Origin of the sequence: Arsenicicoccus dermatophilus, from assembly GCF_046267915.1 — a bacterium.
Classification (GTDB): Bacteria; Actinomycetota; Actinomycetes; order Actinomycetales; family Dermatophilaceae; genus Arsenicicoccus; species Arsenicicoccus dermatophilus_A.
This window is the reverse complement of record NZ_CP176520.1, coordinates 681,553-695,972: the sequence shown is the minus strand read 5'-3', so window position 1 is coordinate 695,972 and position 14,420 is coordinate 681,553. Positions and strand designations below refer to the sequence as shown.

General features: G+C 74.1%; 13 protein-coding genes. 6 read left to right on the top strand and 7 right to left on the bottom strand.

Translation table 11 applies throughout. The features are described from left to right. Nucleotides 1-156: 156 nt before the first annotated feature. Complete coding sequence (locus ACK2IS_RS03640) at nt 157-1,986, bottom strand: protein kinase domain-containing protein (RefSeq protein ID WP_409484803.1); 1,830 nt, start codon at nt 1,984-1,986, stop codon at nt 157-159. 252 nt (nt 1,987-2,238) lie between these two features. On the opposite strand from ACK2IS_RS03640, the gene ACK2IS_RS03635 reads away from it, so the two are divergent. The 4 genes from ACK2IS_RS03635 (at nt 2,239) to ACK2IS_RS03620 (ending at nt 7,253) form a co-directional block, all read left to right on the top strand. Next, nucleotides 2,239-3,783, top strand: coding sequence for a trehalose-6-phosphate synthase (locus ACK2IS_RS03635; protein WP_409484802.1), 1,545 nt, complete (start codon nt 2,239-2,241; stop codon nt 3,781-3,783). After that, entirely contained in the window at nt 3,783-4,583 is an 801-nt protein-coding gene (gene otsB, locus ACK2IS_RS03630; protein ID WP_409484801.1) for a trehalose-phosphatase, read from the top strand. Before ACK2IS_RS03635 ends, otsB begins: the two co-directional genes overlap by 1 nt. A 234-nt stretch (nt 4,584-4,817) precedes the next feature. After that, nucleotides 4,818-5,897 carry an ABC transporter ATP-binding protein gene (locus ACK2IS_RS03625; RefSeq protein WP_409484800.1) on the top strand — a complete coding sequence of 360 codons (1,080 nt, stop codon included), beginning with the start codon at nt 4,818-4,820 and terminating at the stop codon, nt 5,895-5,897. A gap of 111 nt (nt 5,898-6,008) precedes the next feature. After that, nucleotides 6,009-7,253 carry a DUF4032 domain-containing protein gene (locus ACK2IS_RS03620; RefSeq protein WP_409484799.1) on the top strand — a complete coding sequence of 415 codons (1,245 nt, stop codon included), beginning with the start codon at nt 6,009-6,011 and terminating at the stop codon, nt 7,251-7,253. Nucleotides 7,254-7,400: 147 nt separating this feature from the next. On the opposite strand, the gene rlmB is transcribed toward ACK2IS_RS03620, so the two are convergent. From rlmB to ACK2IS_RS03605, 3 genes are read right to left on the bottom strand one after another with little or no spacing between them, the layout of a single operon-like run. Further along, nucleotides 7,401-8,408, bottom strand: coding sequence for a 23S rRNA (guanosine(2251)-2'-O)-methyltransferase RlmB (gene rlmB, locus ACK2IS_RS03615; RefSeq protein ID WP_409484798.1), 1,008 nt, complete (start codon nt 8,406-8,408; stop codon nt 7,401-7,403). Nucleotides 8,409-8,411: 3 nt separating this feature from the next. Beyond that, nucleotides 8,412-9,851, bottom strand: coding sequence for a cysteine--tRNA ligase (gene cysS / locus ACK2IS_RS03610; protein ID WP_409484797.1), 1,440 nt, complete (start codon nt 9,849-9,851; stop codon nt 8,412-8,414). Nucleotides 9,852-9,881: 30 nt separating this feature from the next. Then, a complete protein-coding gene (locus tag ACK2IS_RS03605) occupies nt 9,882-10,811 on the bottom strand; it encodes an N-acetylmuramoyl-L-alanine amidase (protein WP_409484796.1) in 930 nt (309 codons plus the stop codon). A gap of 89 nt (nt 10,812-10,900) precedes the next feature. Here ACK2IS_RS03605 and ACK2IS_RS03600 point away from each other — a divergent pair, with 89 nt between their 5' ends. Continuing rightward, nucleotides 10,901-11,521 (top strand): alkaline phosphatase family protein, encoded by a 621-nt coding sequence (locus ACK2IS_RS03600; protein ID WP_409484795.1) that lies wholly within the window; start codon nt 10,901-10,903, stop codon nt 11,519-11,521. Nucleotides 11,522-11,563: 42 nt separating this feature from the next. Here ACK2IS_RS03600 and ispF read toward each other — a convergent pair whose 3' ends face one another. The 3 genes from ispF to ACK2IS_RS03585 form a co-directional block, all read right to left on the bottom strand. Next, nucleotides 11,564-12,058, bottom strand: a complete 495-nt coding sequence (gene ispF, locus ACK2IS_RS03595) for a 2-C-methyl-D-erythritol 2,4-cyclodiphosphate synthase (protein ID WP_409484794.1) — start codon at nt 12,056-12,058, stop codon at nt 11,564-11,566. Beyond that, nucleotides 12,055-12,807 (bottom strand): 2-C-methyl-D-erythritol 4-phosphate cytidylyltransferase, encoded by a 753-nt coding sequence (gene ispD / locus ACK2IS_RS03590; RefSeq protein WP_409484793.1) that lies wholly within the window; start codon nt 12,805-12,807, stop codon nt 12,055-12,057. The genes ispF and ispD overlap by 4 nt, the downstream gene beginning before the upstream one ends. 111 nt (nt 12,808-12,918) lie before the next feature. Continuing rightward, a complete protein-coding gene (locus ACK2IS_RS03585) occupies nt 12,919-13,401 on the bottom strand; it encodes a CarD family transcriptional regulator (protein WP_409484792.1) in 483 nt (160 codons plus the stop codon). Nucleotides 13,402-13,770: 369 nt separating this feature from the next. On the opposite strand from ACK2IS_RS03585, the gene ACK2IS_RS03580 reads away from it, so the two are divergent. After that, nucleotides 13,771-14,400 (top strand): hypothetical protein, encoded by a 630-nt coding sequence (locus tag ACK2IS_RS03580; protein WP_409484791.1) that lies wholly within the window; start codon nt 13,771-13,773, stop codon nt 14,398-14,400. The last annotated feature ends 20 nt before the right edge of the window (nt 14,401-14,420 follow it).

Genomic DNA, 14,420 nt, shown 5'->3' with positions numbered 1-14,420 from the left:
ACCTCAAACCCGAGACCGCCGCCGAGCACGGATCTCCGCCTGCCTGGGGCAACCCCGCCCCCCGACCCTGAGAGTCGTCTGCCGTGCCTGTGATCCGCCTGATTCCCGGCAGGTCCGCCCATCCGGGACAACCCGCAGGCCCACCCGGAGCCCTCGTCAGAGCTGCCAGGGCACCGGCCCGTCGACCGTCGGGTCGCTCGGCAGCGGCCACCACGTCGGCACCCCGTGGCGCAGCGCCGTCCAGATCGTCAGCGCAACCGCCAGCGCCACCAGCACGCCGGTCACCAGGTCCCCGGCGCGCCGGGCCGGCGTCAGCGTGCGCATCACGGCACGCGACCCTCGCCGCAGCCCCAGCCCCCGCGGCCCCCACCAGGCGGTCCAGCTGCCCGCGAGCGCTCCCACCGCGAGCGGGACGGCCCCGGTCGGCACCGTGTCACCGACGCCCCCGACGTGGAGCACCAGGGTCGCGGCGAACGCCGTGGCGGCCACGACCAGCAGCCCCAGCAGCCCGGTCACGAGCGTGGTGAGCGTCGCCGCGACCAGGTCGAAGGGGCCGCGCGCCACCGCCACCGCGAGGTCCGTGCCGCGAGCGCCGCCCGCCTCGTGCCGGCGCAGCACCGTGGCGGTGACCGAACGGTCCACGGTGCGGGCGAGCACGGACCAGGTGAGGGCGACGGCGAGGGCGACGAGGGGCCAGGCGGCGGCGAGGGCCGCGAGGGTGGCCACGAGCGCGGCGAGCTGGGAGGTGCGGGCCGGGGAGAGCGGACGTTCCTCGACCTCGTGCTGCTCGGGGTCGGGACGGGCGGCAGGGGGGTTCGCCGAGCCGGCGGCCGGGCGGGTGGGCTCGGCCGGGCGACCGGCCCCGGGGGTGTATGCCGCGGGGAAGGCCGGCTGCACCGCCGTCGACCCCGTCACCGAGGTCGGCGGGGTGGCCCCGGCCCCCGGTGCCGTCGTCTGCGAGGGGGACGACGCGGGCGCGGGAGTCGACCGGTCCGGCGTGGCCGTGGGCGACGGGACGCGCTCGGTCGGCGGGCCCACCGGGAGGGTGGGGCCGGCCACGGAGACGGTGGCCGCGGCGCCGTCGCCGGCATACCTGCTCCCGAGGTGCTGGGGCAGCAGCTCGGTCCGTCCGGACGTGCCGATCCCCAGCAGCGGGGTGTCGCCGCGCACGACCTGCTCCAGCGACGCCACGACGGTGCGGGCCGCGGGGCGCACGGCGGGGTCCGGTGCGAGGGCCGCCGCGAGCAGGGGCTGCAGGCGCACGTCCACGCTGCTCAGGTCGTGCCGCCCGTGCCGCACCCGGTCGAGGACCGCGTCGACCCGCCCGGACCCGAAGGGTGAGCGCCCCGTCGCCGCGAAGGCCAGCGTCGCCGCCCACCCCCACCAGTCGGTGGACTCGCTCACCGGCGCCCCGGCGAGGATCTCCGGTGCCAGGTAGCCGGGCGTCCCCATCACCAGCCCGGTCGAGGTGAGCCGCACGTCGTCGGCGACGTGGGCGATCCCGAAGTCGATGACCACCGGGTCCCCGTCCACGACGAGGACGTTGCCGGGCTTGAGGTCGCGGTGGATCACCCCCGCCGCGTGGATCGCCTCCAGCGCCTCCACCAGGGCGCCTGCGAAGCTCACCAGCTCGTCGCCCCGCAGCGGCCCGCGCTCCTCGACGTAGTCGTCGAGCGGGGGTCCGGGGACGTACTTCGTGACGACGTAGGGGCGTTCGCCGTCGGGGTCGGCGTCCAGCACCGGCGCCACCCGCGGATGCCGCACCCGCTCCAGGGTGGCGACCTCGCGCGCCAGCCGCGCCCGCGCCCGCGGGTCGGCGGCGACGTGGTCGCGCAGCACCTTGATCGCGACCGCCCGCCCCACCCGGTCCAGCCCGAGGTGCACGACCCCCATGCCGCCCTCCCCCAGCGTGCCCACGACGCGATAGGGCCCGATGGTGTCGTCGTCGCGCGGCGGTCCCTCGGGCTGCGTGCTCGACTCGCTCATGGTGACCACGGTAGGGGCCGGGCCTGGGCACGGGGAGAGGCCACGCCCCGCGGGACGGCCGAGGTGTCGACGGCAGCGTGGGTCGCGCAGCCGGCGGGGTGTCGGCGAGGGTGTCGGTCGCGGCCTGCACGGCGACCGCCCCCACGCGGCCAGGATCACCCAAGGCCCACCGCCCCCGGCCCGGCATACCGGCCGTGCCTAGGATGAACCGGACGCCACCACGGACGCCCGAGCTCACAGGAGAGGCCTCACATGGCTGACAGCACCCCGCGTTTCGACTTCGTCATCGCCGCCAACCGGCTGCCCGTGGACCGGGTGGTGGACGCGGACGGCAACGTCGAGTGGCACCGCTCCCCCGGCGGGCTCGTGACCGCGATGGAGTCGGTCATGTCCGAGCGCCACGGCGTGTGGGTCGGCTGGGCCGGTGAGGCCGGCGAGGCCCCGGAGCCCTTCGACGAGGGCGGGATGCGGCTGCACCCGGTGCCCCTGTCCGAGGAGGAGGTCGCCGGCTACTACGAGGGGTTCAGCAACGACACCCTGTGGCCCATCTACCACGACGTCATCGTCCCGGCGCAGTTCCACCGCAAGTGGTGGCAGCTCTACCGCGAGGTCAACGAGCGCTTCGCGCAGACCCTCGCCGACGTCGCCGCCGAGGGCGCGACGGTCTGGGTCCACGACTACCAGCTGCAGCTCGTGCCGGCCCTGCTGCGCCAGCTGCGCCCCGACGTGCGGATCGGCTGGTTCGACCACATCCCCTTCCCGCCCGTCGAGCTCTTCGGCCAGCTGCCCTGGCGGGCGGCGATCCTCGAGGGGCTGCTCGGCGCCGACTTCCTCGGCTTCCAGCGGCCCGGTGACGCCGAGAACTTCCTGCGCGCCTGCCGGCGTCATCTCGGCATGACGGTCAAGGGCGACGTGGTCCACGTCGGGAAGGCCACCGGCGGGCACGACGTCCGCGCCGCGTCGGTGCCGATCTCCGTGGACTTCACGTCGATGGACGAGCTCGCGCGCCGACCCGAGGTCCGCCGCCGGGCCAAGGAGATCCGCGCGTCCCTGGGCGACCCGAGCGTCCTGCTGCTCGGCATCGACCGCCTCGACTACACCAAGGGCATCCGGCACCGGCTCAAGGCCTACGAGGAGCTGCTGCGCGACGGCCACCTCGACGGGTCGGACACCACCTTCGTCCAGATCGCGACCCCCTCGCGCGAGCGGATCGACGCCTACATCGACCTGCGCGAGCACGTCGAGGGCGCGGTCGGGCGGATCAACGGCGAGTACTCCGACATCGGCTCCCCCGCGATGGAGTACCTCCACCAGTCCCACCCGCGCGAGGAGCTCGCCGCGCTCTACCTCGCCGCCGACATCATGCTCGTCACCCCGCTGCGCGACGGGATGAACCTCGTCGCCAAGGAGTACGTCTCCTGCCGCCACGACAGCGGCGGCGCCCTGGTGCTGTCCGAGTTCACCGGCGCCGCCGAGGAGCTCAAGGAGGCCTACCTCGTCAACCCGCACGACACGGTCGGCCTGAAGCGCACCATCATGGACGCCATCGGCGCCAGCCCCGCCGAGCGCTCCCGCCGGATGAAGGCGCTGCGCCGCCGGGTCCGCCGCAACGACGTGCAGCACTGGGCCGCCAGCTTCCTCGAGCAGCTCGAGGCCGCTCCGGGCCGCCCTGCGCGCGCCACCCGACCGGCGACCCTGGAGCGCGAGGAGCGGGAGGGCCGCGTCGACGCCCTCGAGCACCAGCGTCAGCTGGACGCCCAGGAGGACGAGGCCATCGCGAGCGACGAGGAGGCGTGATGCACGCCGACCTGCGGGCTGCCGTCGACGCCCTCGCCGCCACCGAGAACCTCCTCGTGGCGACGGACTTCGACGGGGTCCTCGCGCCCCTCGTCGACGACCCGACGACCTCCCGGCCCCTGCCGGGGACCGTCGAGGCGCTGCGCGCGCTGAGCCGTATGCCGGGCACCGCCGTCGCCGCCGTCTCCGGACGCGACCTCGGCACCCTCGGCCACCTCAGCGGCCTGGGCACCGTCGACGAGGACGAGCGCATCGTGCTCGTCGGCTCGCACGGCGCCCAGGTCTCCGACCCCGAGGTGGGCGGCGGGCACGTGCTGTCCGAGCCCCAGGCCGCCGCCCTGGCCGCCCTGGACGAGGCGCTCACCGCCATCGTCGAGGCCCACCCCGGCACCCGCGTCGAGCGCAAGCCCGCCGCCGTGGTGCTGCACACCCGGGGCGTGGACCAGCCGGTCGCCGACGCGGCCACCGCCGCCACCGTGGCCATGGCCGCCGGGCACTCCAAGGCCCACCTCATGCCGGGCAAGGCCGTGGTCGAGCTGTCCGTCGTGGACGCCGACAAGGGCTCGGCCCTCCGGGATCTCGCGCGCTGGTGCGGGGCGACCGCGGTCTACTACGCCGGCGACGACGTGACCGACGAGCGCGCCTTCACCGCCATGGCGACCGACGGGCGCGCGGACGACCTGACGCTCAAGGTCGGCCCCGGAGACACCGCCGCGCGGCACCGCGTGGACTCCCCCGAGGACGCCGCCGAGGTGCTGCTCGCCCTGGCCGAGGCACGTTCTCGGCATACCCGCGCCTGATCCGACCCGCGGCCCGGTGCGGCCCGCACCTTCCCGACATCTGTTGCATACTCGACGCAGCGACAACGACGTCGACCTGGCCGGGCCGCTCGGCGGCCGGCTCACCCGCCGGCCCTGGTCCCCGGCACGCCCGACCCACGGGCCGGCGTCACCGCCGCAGCGCCCCGTCCGGGGCGCGCTCCCTTTACGACGGATCGTCCGGCACGTTCCTGCCGGTGAAGGAAAGGCAACCCCATGGCAACAGTGCGTTTCGACGACGCGACGCGGCTCTACCCCGGCAACGACAAGCCTTCGGTGGACCGGCTCAACATCGACATCGAGGACGGGGAGTTCCTCGTGCTCGTCGGTCCCTCCGGCTGCGGCAAGTCCACCTCCCTGCGCATGCTCGCCGGCCTCGAGGAGGTCAACGGCGGCAAGATCTGGATCGGCGACCGCGACGTCACCCACCTGTCCCCCAAGGACCGTGACGTGGCCATGGTCTTCCAGAACTACGCGCTCTATCCCCACATGACGGTCGCCGACAACATGGGCTTCGCGCTCAAGATCGCCGGCGTCGACAAGGGCGAGATCCGTCGCCGCGTCGAGGAGGCCGCGGCGATCCTGGACCTCGAGGAGTACCTCGAGCGCAAGCCCAAGGCCCTCTCCGGCGGTCAGCGCCAACGAGTCGCCATGGGCCGCGCGATCGTCCGCAGCCCGCAGGTCTTCCTGATGGACGAACCGCTGTCCAACCTCGACGCCAAGCTGCGGGTGCAGACCCGCACCCAGATCGCCTCGCTGCAGCGCCGGCTGGGCGTCACCACGGTCTACGTCACCCACGACCAGGTCGAGGCCATGACCATGGGCGACCGGGTCGCGGTCCTCAAGGACGGCGTCCTGCAGCAGTGCGACTCCCCGCGCCGGATGTACGACCACCCCGACAACGTCTTCGTCGCCGGCTTCATCGGCTCCCCCGCGATGAACATCATGGAGGTCCCGGTCACCGACGGCGGGGTGCGCATCGGCGACCACGTCACCCCGGTCCCCCGCGACGCGCTGCACGAGGCCGGCCGCAAGGTCATCATGGGCGTCCGCCCCGAGGACCTCGAGCTCGCCCCCGACGGCCAGGGCCTGCCGGTCACCATCGACGTGGTCGAGGAGCTCGGCGCCGACGCCTACGTCTACGGCAGCACCGACGGCGCCCACGGCTCCGGCCAGATCATCGCCCGCGTCGACGGCCGTCGCCCCCCGACGAAGGGTGAGAAGGTCGCCTTCAAGCCCAAGGCCGCGCACGTCCACGTGTTCGACGCCGAGACCGGTCTGCGGCTCAACGACTGACCCGCAGCCCCGCACGGGAGCGCCCGCCGCTGCCCGCCCACCAGGGCGGCACGGCGGGCGCTCCCGTCGTCATACCCCGCTCTGCTCGCGGCCGTCTGGGACGATGGGCCGATGGCGCTCGAGATCACCGCAGCCCGTCCCGACCCGGCCCTGCTCGACCTGCCCTGGACCACCCCCCTGGAAGAGTGGCCCGAGTCGATCCTGGCCGCCCTCCCCCGCGGGATCTCCCGCCACACGGTGCGGTTCGTGCGCGTGCCCGCCGGGGTGGTCGCCATCAAGGAGATCAAGGACGACATCGCCTGGCGCGAGTACCACATGCTTCGCGCCCTCAACCGGCTGCAGATCCCCGCCGTCCGGCCGTATGGCGTCGTCGGCGGCCGGGTCGCCGCGGACGGCACCCCTCTGGACGCCTGCCTACTCACCCACCACCTGCAGTTCTCGCTCCCCTTCCGGGCGCTGTTCAGCCAGTCGCTGCGCCCGGACACCGCCACCCGCCTCATCGACGCGCTCGCGGTCCTGCTCGTGCGGCTGCACCTGCAAGGCTTCTGGTGGGGCGACGTGTCCTTGTCCAACGCGCTGTTCCGCCGGGACGCGGGCGCCTTCGCGGCCTACCTCGTGGACGCCGAGACCGGCGAGCTGCGCGACGAGCTCAGCAACGGCCAGCGCGAGCACGACCTGGACATCGCCCGGATCAACATCGCCGGCGAGCTGATGGACCTGGAGGCGGGCGGCGTCCTGCCCGAGGGCAACGACCCGGTCGAGGTGTCCGACCAGATCATGCAGCGCTACCGCGCGCTCTGGCAGGAGCTGACCGCGGCGGAGACCTTCACCGTGGGCGAGCGCTGGCGGGTCGACGAGCGGATCCGGCGGCTCAACGAGATCGGTTTCGACGTCGACGAGCTCGCGATCTCCACCGACATCGACGGCACGACCCTGCGGATCCAGCCCAAGGTCGTCGACGCCGGCCATCACTCCCGCCGGCTGCTGCGCCTGACCGGCCTGGACGTGGAGGAGAACCAGGCCCGCCGCCTGCTCAACGACCTGGACGCCTATCGCGCCGCCACCGACGTGCAGGGCGAGGACGAGGCGATCACGGCGACGCGCTGGCTCAACGACATCTACCTGCCCGTGACGCGCGCCATCCCCGACGACCTGCGCGGCAAGCTGGAGCCCGCCGAGATGTTCCACGAGATCCTCGAGCACCGGTGGTACCTCAGCGAGCACAACGGTCACGACGTGCCGATCGGCCAGGCGATGGCGGACTACATCATGCGGATCCTGCCGACCAAGCCGCGCGAGGAGACCGTCGTCGGCGTGGACACCGTCGAGATGCCGGTCGTCGCCTGGGCGGACTGAACCCGGCGCCGACCGGACCGCGCCGCGCAGACCTACCGGGGGCGGTCGGGTCCGCCGCCTCTGGTCGCCCAGGCGGATCCGACCGCCGCCGGTCGTCGGACCCGCCTGCGACGACGAAGCCCGGCAGAGCCGACTACCGGCGGTAGGTCAGGAGCGGCGGCCGGTGCCCCGCTGGCGCGCGATCTCGTAGAGCGTCACGCCCGTCGCGATGCCGGCGTTGAGCGACTCGTTGCCGCTCGCCATCGGGATCGACACGATCTGGTCGCACTGCTCCCCGACGAGCCGCGACAGGCCCTTGCCCTCGGAGCCGACCACGACCACGAGGGGCTGGTCTGCCAGGTCCAGGTCGGGCAGCTCGACGTCGCCGTCCATGTCCAGCCCGATCACGAAGTACCCGTCCTTGCGGAACTCCTGCAGCGTGCGGGTGAGGTTGGTGGCCTGGGCGACAGGGACGCGAGAGGCCGCGCCGGCGCTGGTCTTCCACGCCGCGGCGGTCATGCCTGCGCTGCGCCGCTCGGGCACAACGACCCCGTGCCCGCCGAAGGCGCCGACCGAGCGGATGATCGCCCCGAGGTTGCGCGGGTCGGTGATGCCGTCGAGCGCCACGACGAGCGGGATGCCCGGCGTCTGCGGGTCGACCAGCTCGCCGGGATGGGCATAGTCGTAGGGCGGCACCTGCAGCGCCAGGCCCTGGTGGACGGCGCCGTCGGTCAGCCGGTCGAGCTCCCCGCGCGGGGTCTCGAGCAGGGCGATCCCGCGCTCGGTCGCGATCTTGAGCGCCTCGCGGACCCGGTCGTCGGAGTCGATCCGGTTGGCGACGTACAGCGTCGTGGCGGGTATGTCGGCGCGCAGCGCCTCGAGCACGGAGTTGCGGCCCGCGACCATCTCGGTGGACTGGCGGGCCCGACGCCGGTCCCCGCCCGGGCGCGAACCCGCGACCCGACCGCCGCCCGCGCCACCGGGGACCCGACCGTCGGCGGCCTTGGCGGCGCGCTTCGCGGCCTTGTGGGCCTTGTGGTAGGGCCGGTCCTCGGCCTTGGGCGTGGGGCCCTTGCCCTCGAGGCCGCGCCGCCGCTGACCGCCGCTGCCGACGACCGATCCCTTGCGGGACGATCCCTTGCGGGTGGCGCCTCGGCGCTGGGAGTTGCCGGGCATCTGTCAGTCCTCGCTGCCGGGGGTGGGGTGGGCCAGGCTCCAGCGAGCACCGGACGGGGAGTCCTCGACGGTGATGCCCGCCGCGGCCAGGTCGTCCCGGATGGCGTCGGCCGTGGCGAAGTCGCGCTCCTTGCGCGCCGCCGCGCGCCGCTCCAGCTGTGCCTGCACGAGCGCGTCCAGCGCCTCGCGAGCGGGGTCGCCGTCGCCGCCCGTGCTCCCCCAGCGGGGGTCGAGCGGGTTGACGCCGAGCACGTCGGTCATGGCGATGACCTGACCGGCCAGGGTGCGGGCGAGCCTTCGGCCGCCGTCGTCGAGGGCGGTGTTGCCGGCCCGCACGGTGTCGTGGATCACGGCGAGGGCGCCGGAGACGCCCAGGTCGTCGTCCATCGCCGTACGGAAGGCCTCGGGGAAGTCGACACCCGGCACCGTCTCCGGCCCGCCGTGCTCTACGGCGCGCCGCAGGAAGCCCTCGATCCGGTCGACCGCCGCCTCGGCCTCGCGCAGCGAGCCCTCGTGGAACTCGATGGTCGAGCGGTAGTGCGCCGACCCGAGGTAGTAGCGCAGCGCGAGCGGCCTGCTGTGGCGGGCGATCTCGGTGACGACCAGGGAGTTGCCGAGGGACTTGGACATCTTCTCGCCCTGCACGGTCACCCAGGCGTTGTGCATCCAGTAGCGCGCGAAGCCGAGCCCGGCGGCGCGGGACTGGGCCTGCTCGTTCTCGTGGTGCGGGAAGCGCAGGTCGACGCCGCCGCCGTGGATGTCGAAGGTGTCGCCGAGGTACTTGCGGACCATCGCCGAGCACTCCAGGTGCCAGCCGGGGCGCCCGGGGCCGTACGGCGAGGGCCAGTGCGCGGTGGCCGGCTCCTGGGCCTTCGCGCCCTTCCACAGGGCGAAGTCGCGGGGGTCGCGTTTGCCTCGCGGGTCGGCGTCCTCGGCCGCCTCCATGTCGTCGATGGACTGCCGGGTCAGCTCGCCGTACGCCGGGAAGGACCGCACGTCGAAGTAGACGTCGCCCGAGCCGTCCGGGGCCGGGTAGGCGTGGCCGCGCTCCACGAGGGTGTCCATGAGCGAGACCATCTCGGGGATGTGCCCGGTGGCCCGCGGCTCGTAGGTCGCTGGCAGCACGCCCAGCAGGTCCAGCGCCTCGGCCGTCTGCCGCTCGTGCTCGTAGGACCAGGCCCACCACTGCGCGTCGTGCTCCGCGGACTTGCGCAGGATCTTGTCGTCGATGTCGGTGACGTTGCGGATCAGGGTGACGTCGTAGCCGTGCCCGGCGGTCAGCCACCGCCGCAGGACGTCGAAGGCGACGGCGAAGCGCACGTGCCCGATGTGCGGCAGGCCCTGGGTGGTGAGCCCGCAGATGTAGATGCCGACCTTCCCCTCGTGCAGGGGCTGGAACTCGCGCAGCTCGCGCGTCGCGCTGTCGAAGATGTGGAGGCTCACGCGGGGGATCCTACCGGGGCGAGGTGAGCGTCAACGCCCGAGATAGCGGCGTATGCCGGTGGCCAGCGCGACCGCCTCCCGCTGCCGGAAGGCCGGGGTGCCGAGGAGGGCGGCGTCGGTGGGGTGCCGCATGTTGCCCGCCTCGACCATGACGGCGGGCACCCGCGAGAGGTTCAGCCCCCCGATGTCCGTGCGCGGCGTCAGGGCGGTGCCCCGCCCGAGGTAGGTGGAGCGCGGCATGCCGGTGCCCCGCTGGAAGGCGTCCCGCACGGCGACCGCCAGCCGGGCCGAGCGCTGCTGGGCGACGGCGCCACCCGCCATCCGGGGCGAGTGGATGACGTGGAAGCCGCGGGCCTTGCGGGACCCGTTGCCGTCGTCGTGGATCGAGACCACGAGGGTGGCGCGGGCCCGGTTGCCGATGGCGGCGCGCTGGTCGATGCACGGGCCGAAGCCGCGGTCGCCGGCCCGGGTCAGGACCACGGTGGCGCCCTGGGCCCGCAGCACCGCGGCCAGCCGGGTCGCGACGTCCCACACCTGGGCGTGCTCGGGGTAGCCGCGGACGGTGCGGGTCCCGGTGGTGTTGCAGGCCTTCCAGATCCCGTTCCCGGCATAGACCTTGCGGTTGAGGGCGCGCGGGTGGGCGGCGTTGCCGCCGTTGTGCCCGGGATCGACGACGATCGTGGTCCCCGCCAGCGGATGGGCCCGGGTGGCGGCGACCGGCGCCACCGCCAGAGGGGTCGTCGCCACCGGAACCGCGGCTGTCCGGGCCGGAGCCACCTGAGCAGCAGCCGCCACCGCAGCGGCCGCCGGGGCCGCAGCGGCCGCCGGGGCCGCGGCGGCCGCATCCGGGCCGGTGGCGGCGTCCTCGACGGTGCACCCCGCGAGGCCGGCCCCCGTCACGGCGAGAGCCGCCGTGAGAACCAGGCGTGACGTCAGGTGACGGTTCGTAGAGATCGTCATACCTGCAGTGTGCCGGTGATCCAGGGTTCACCTCGGCGTCGTCCACCGTTCGTCACTCTCTGGGGCACCTCTGGTCACCCAGAGGCACGATGCCAGGAGCACCCGGCCATGCCGGCGGCTGGGACGACGCGGTGTCCGGCAAGCCCGGCCCGTTGTTCCAGTTCCACCACCAGCCGTTCGCGTACTTCGCGAACACCGCCCCCGGCGGCAAGGACCGCGCCAGGCTGCAGGACGAGAAGAAGTTCTTCGCGGCGGCCAGGGCGGGCACCCTGCCGACGGTCTCCTTCGTCGAGCCGTACGGCGCGGAGAACGAGCACCCCGGCTACGCCTCGGAGCACGACGGCTCGGACCACCTGGTCAACCTGGTCAAGGCCGCCACCACCGGGCCCGCCGCCAAGGACACCCTGGTCCTGGTGACGTATGACGAGTTCGGCGCGCAGTGGGACCACGTGGCGCCTCCCGGCACGGGCTCGCCGACGCCCGGCGTGCACGACGCCTGGGGCCCCGGCACCCGCATCCCGGCGCTGGCCATCTCCGCGGCCAGGCACCGCTCGACCGTGGACCACACGGTCCACGACACCACGTCGATCCTTGCGACCATCGAGCGGTCCTTCCGGCTGGTCCCGGTGGGCACGCGCGACGGTCGGGTCGACGACCTGGGCGCCGCCATCATCGCCGGGCACGGCCGCCCCGGCCGCGACCAGCACTGACGAGATCGGCAGCGCCTGCGGCGTCGCCCGCCGGAGCCGGCCTCAGGCCCGGTGGACCAGGGCCGTCGCGATGCCGACCAGGCCCTCCTCGCGCCCGGGGAAGCCGAGCCCGTCGCTCGTCGCCCCGCTCAGCGACACGGGCGCACCGACGACCTCGCTCAGCAGCGCCTCCGCCTCCGCGCGGCGTCGCCCGACCTTGGGACGCGGGCCGATCACCTGGACCGCGACGTTGCCGATCTCCCAGCCCGCGTCGCGCACGATCCGGCAGGCCTCGGTCAGCAGGGCCACGCCGCTGGCCCCGGCCCACTGCGGGCGGCCGGTGCCGAAGTGCTGCCCCAGGTCCCCCATCCCCGCCGCCGAGAAGATCGCGTTGCACGCGGCGTGGGCGACGACGTCGGCGTCCGAGTGCCCCTCGAGCCCGACCTCGCCCTCCCACAGCAGCCCGGCCAACCACAGCGGGCGCCCGCTGCCCGGCTCGGCATACGCATGGACGTCGGTGCCGATCCCCACGCGCGGCACGACCGGACGCGCGCTCATCGCGGCTCCCCCTCGCTCGCTCCGGCAGGTATGGCGAACCGGGCGGCCCGCTCCAGGTCGGCCGGCACCGTGACCTTGAGGGCCGCGGGGTCGCCCTCGACGACGAGCACCTGGTGCCCGAGCGCCTCGAGGAGGGCGGCGTCGTCGGTGGCGGAGGTGCCGCTCGCGTGGGCGGCCTCCAGCTCCGTGCGCAGGAAGCCCTGCGGCGTCTGCACCGCCCGCAGGCTCGCGCGGTCCGGGGTCGCGGTGACCACGCCCCGCTCGTCCACCACCTTGACGGTGTCGACCACGGGCAGGGCCGGGACCACGGCCACCCACCCGTCCCGCACCGCGGCCGCCACCCGGTCGTGGACCGCGACGGGGGTGAAGCAGCGGGCGGCGTCGTGGACCAGGACGACCTGCTCGCCCGGGTCGGCGCCTGCCAGGTCGTCGTCCCCCAGGTCACCGGCCGTCCCGGGCGCCTCGGTCAGCGCGGCCAGCCCCGCGGCGACGCTCGCGGTCCGGTCCGCACCCCCCGCCACCACGGTCACCGCGACCGACGGCTGCACCCGCTCGACCAGCTCGCCCACCTCTGCCAGGTGGCCGGCCGGTGCGACCACGACGACCTGGGCGAGCCCGGTGGTCCGCAGCGCGGTGCGCAGGCTGTGCTCGAGGATGCTGCGGCCGGCGACCTGCACGAGGGCCTTGGGCCGGTCCGCTCCCAGACGGGTGCCGCTCCCGGCGGCTACGATGATGACGGCGACGCTCACGCGGCCACCCTAGCGACCGGGAGCCGCGTCGTCGGGCGGGACGCGGCGAGGCCCGCACCGACCGGTGCGGGCCTCGAGGACGGGGTGAGCCGGGCTCAGCAGGGCGGGGGCTCAGGAGGCCAGGACCTCGTCGAGGATGGACTCGGCCTTGGTCTCGTCGGTCTTCTCCGCCAGGGCGAGCTCGGAGACCAGGATCTGGCGGGCCTTGGCCAGCATGCGCTTCTCGCCCGCAGACAGGCCTCGGTCCTTGTCGCGACGCCACAGGTCGCGGACGACCTCGGCGACCTTGATCACGTCACCGGAGGCGAGCTTCTCCAGATTGGCCTTGTAGCGCCGGGACCAATTGGTCGGCTCCTCGGCCTGCTGCGCACGAAGCACCTCGAACACGCGGTCCAGGCCCTCCTGCCCCACGACGTCGCGGACGCCCACGAGGTCGCAGTTCTCGGCGGGGACCTCGATGGTCAGGTCACCTTGGGACACCTTCAGCTTCAGGTAGATCTTGTCCACGCCCTTGATGGTGCGGGTGTTGATCTCCTCGATGAGCGCCGCCCCGTGATGCGGGTAGACGACGGTCTCTCCAACCTTGAACGCCATGTAGTCAAGCCCCTTTCGCGGTCTTCATCCTATCACGTCCCGGGGGCGCAAAGAAGTCGAGGCGGCGCCGTTTCCGCAGGTCAGAGGCCTTGACGAGAGCCGGAATTCCAAGGTGGGAACGATCAAGGGGCCTTGACGACAGCCGTGGCGGGCGCTAGGGAGCGGGCCTCGGGTCGCCCACGGCAGGTGGCCTGCCGACTCCGACGTGGTGCGACCAGCCGCCACCACCCCGCCACCCCCCGGTGCGACGCCGGACCGGGTGCGCGCGCCCCGAGCCGGCTCCTGCAAGGCGGTCGTCGACCGGCGCCGGGGCCGCGGCTGCGCGCGCGCCCGCGAGCCGACCCTGGCGCCAGAGGATATGGTGACCTCGTGATCCGCGACGACTCGACCCCCACGGCGACGCCCAAGCCTCGCACCACCTCGGTCCCCCGCGCCGCCCTGGCCATCGCCGCCGCCGCGCTGACCGCCGTGAGCCTGACGGCCTGCAACAAGATGTCGCCCCAGACGACCGATCGTTCTTACGCCCCTGCCGACGGGATCGACATGTCCGTCGGGCAGGTCCAGGTGCGCAACCTGGCCGTGGTGGCCTCGGCCAAGGACGCGACGGGCTACCTGAACGGGCTCGTCGTCAACGAGGGCCAGCAGGCCGCTGCGGTGAGCTTCTCCTTCCCCCAGGCGTCGACGCCGGTGTCGATCACGGTGGACCCGGGCTCCTCGGTGACCCTGACCGAGCGCAAGGTCGCGCTGCCCAAGGTCCCGGTGGCGCCCGGCGCCATGACCAACGTCGTGGTGTCCTCCCGGGGCGGCGGCGACGCCCAGCCCCTGGTCCCCGTGCTGGCTCCCATCGGCCCCTACGCCTCGATGACCGGCACGGCGACGGCCTCCGGCACCGCCACGGCCACGGACTCCGGCACCCCCACGCCCTCCGGTGCCGCGCCCACCACGGCCGTCGTGCCCGACACCACCTCCCCGACCGCGAGCGCCACCACCACCCCCTGACGGGACGGGTGCCCCGGCCG

Bases quoted from the DNA above. Each gene is read 5' to 3' on its own strand.
- ispF (WP_409484794.1), bottom strand. From the start codon at position 12,058: ATGAGCGCGCGTCCGGTCGTGCCGCGCGTGGGGATCGGCACCGACGTC.
- ACK2IS_RS03625 (WP_409484800.1), top strand. From the start codon at position 4,818: ATGGCAACAGTGCGTTTCGACGACGCGACGCGGCTCTACCCCGGCAAC.
- otsB (WP_409484801.1), top strand. From the start codon at position 3,783: ATGCACGCCGACCTGCGGGCTGCCGTCGACGCCCTCGCCGCCACCGAG.
- ACK2IS_RS03600 (WP_409484795.1), top strand. From the start codon at position 10,901: ATGCCAGGAGCACCCGGCCATGCCGGCGGCTGGGACGACGCGGTGTCC.
- ACK2IS_RS03620 (WP_409484799.1), top strand. From the start codon at position 6,009: ATGGCGCTCGAGATCACCGCAGCCCGTCCCGACCCGGCCCTGCTCGAC.
- ACK2IS_RS03635 (WP_409484802.1), top strand. From the start codon at position 2,239: ATGGCTGACAGCACCCCGCGTTTCGACTTCGTCATCGCCGCCAACCGG.
- ACK2IS_RS03640 (WP_409484803.1), bottom strand. From the start codon at position 1,986: ATGAGCGAGTCGAGCACGCAGCCCGAGGGACCGCCGCGCGACGACGAC.
- ACK2IS_RS03585 (WP_409484792.1), bottom strand. From the start codon at position 13,401: ATGGCGTTCAAGGTTGGAGAGACCGTCGTCTACCCGCATCACGGGGCG.
- rlmB (WP_409484798.1), bottom strand. From the start codon at position 8,408: ATGCCCGGCAACTCCCAGCGCCGAGGCGCCACCCGCAAGGGATCGTCC.
- ACK2IS_RS03605 (WP_409484796.1), bottom strand. From the start codon at position 10,811: ATGACGATCTCTACGAACCGTCACCTGACGTCACGCCTGGTTCTCACG.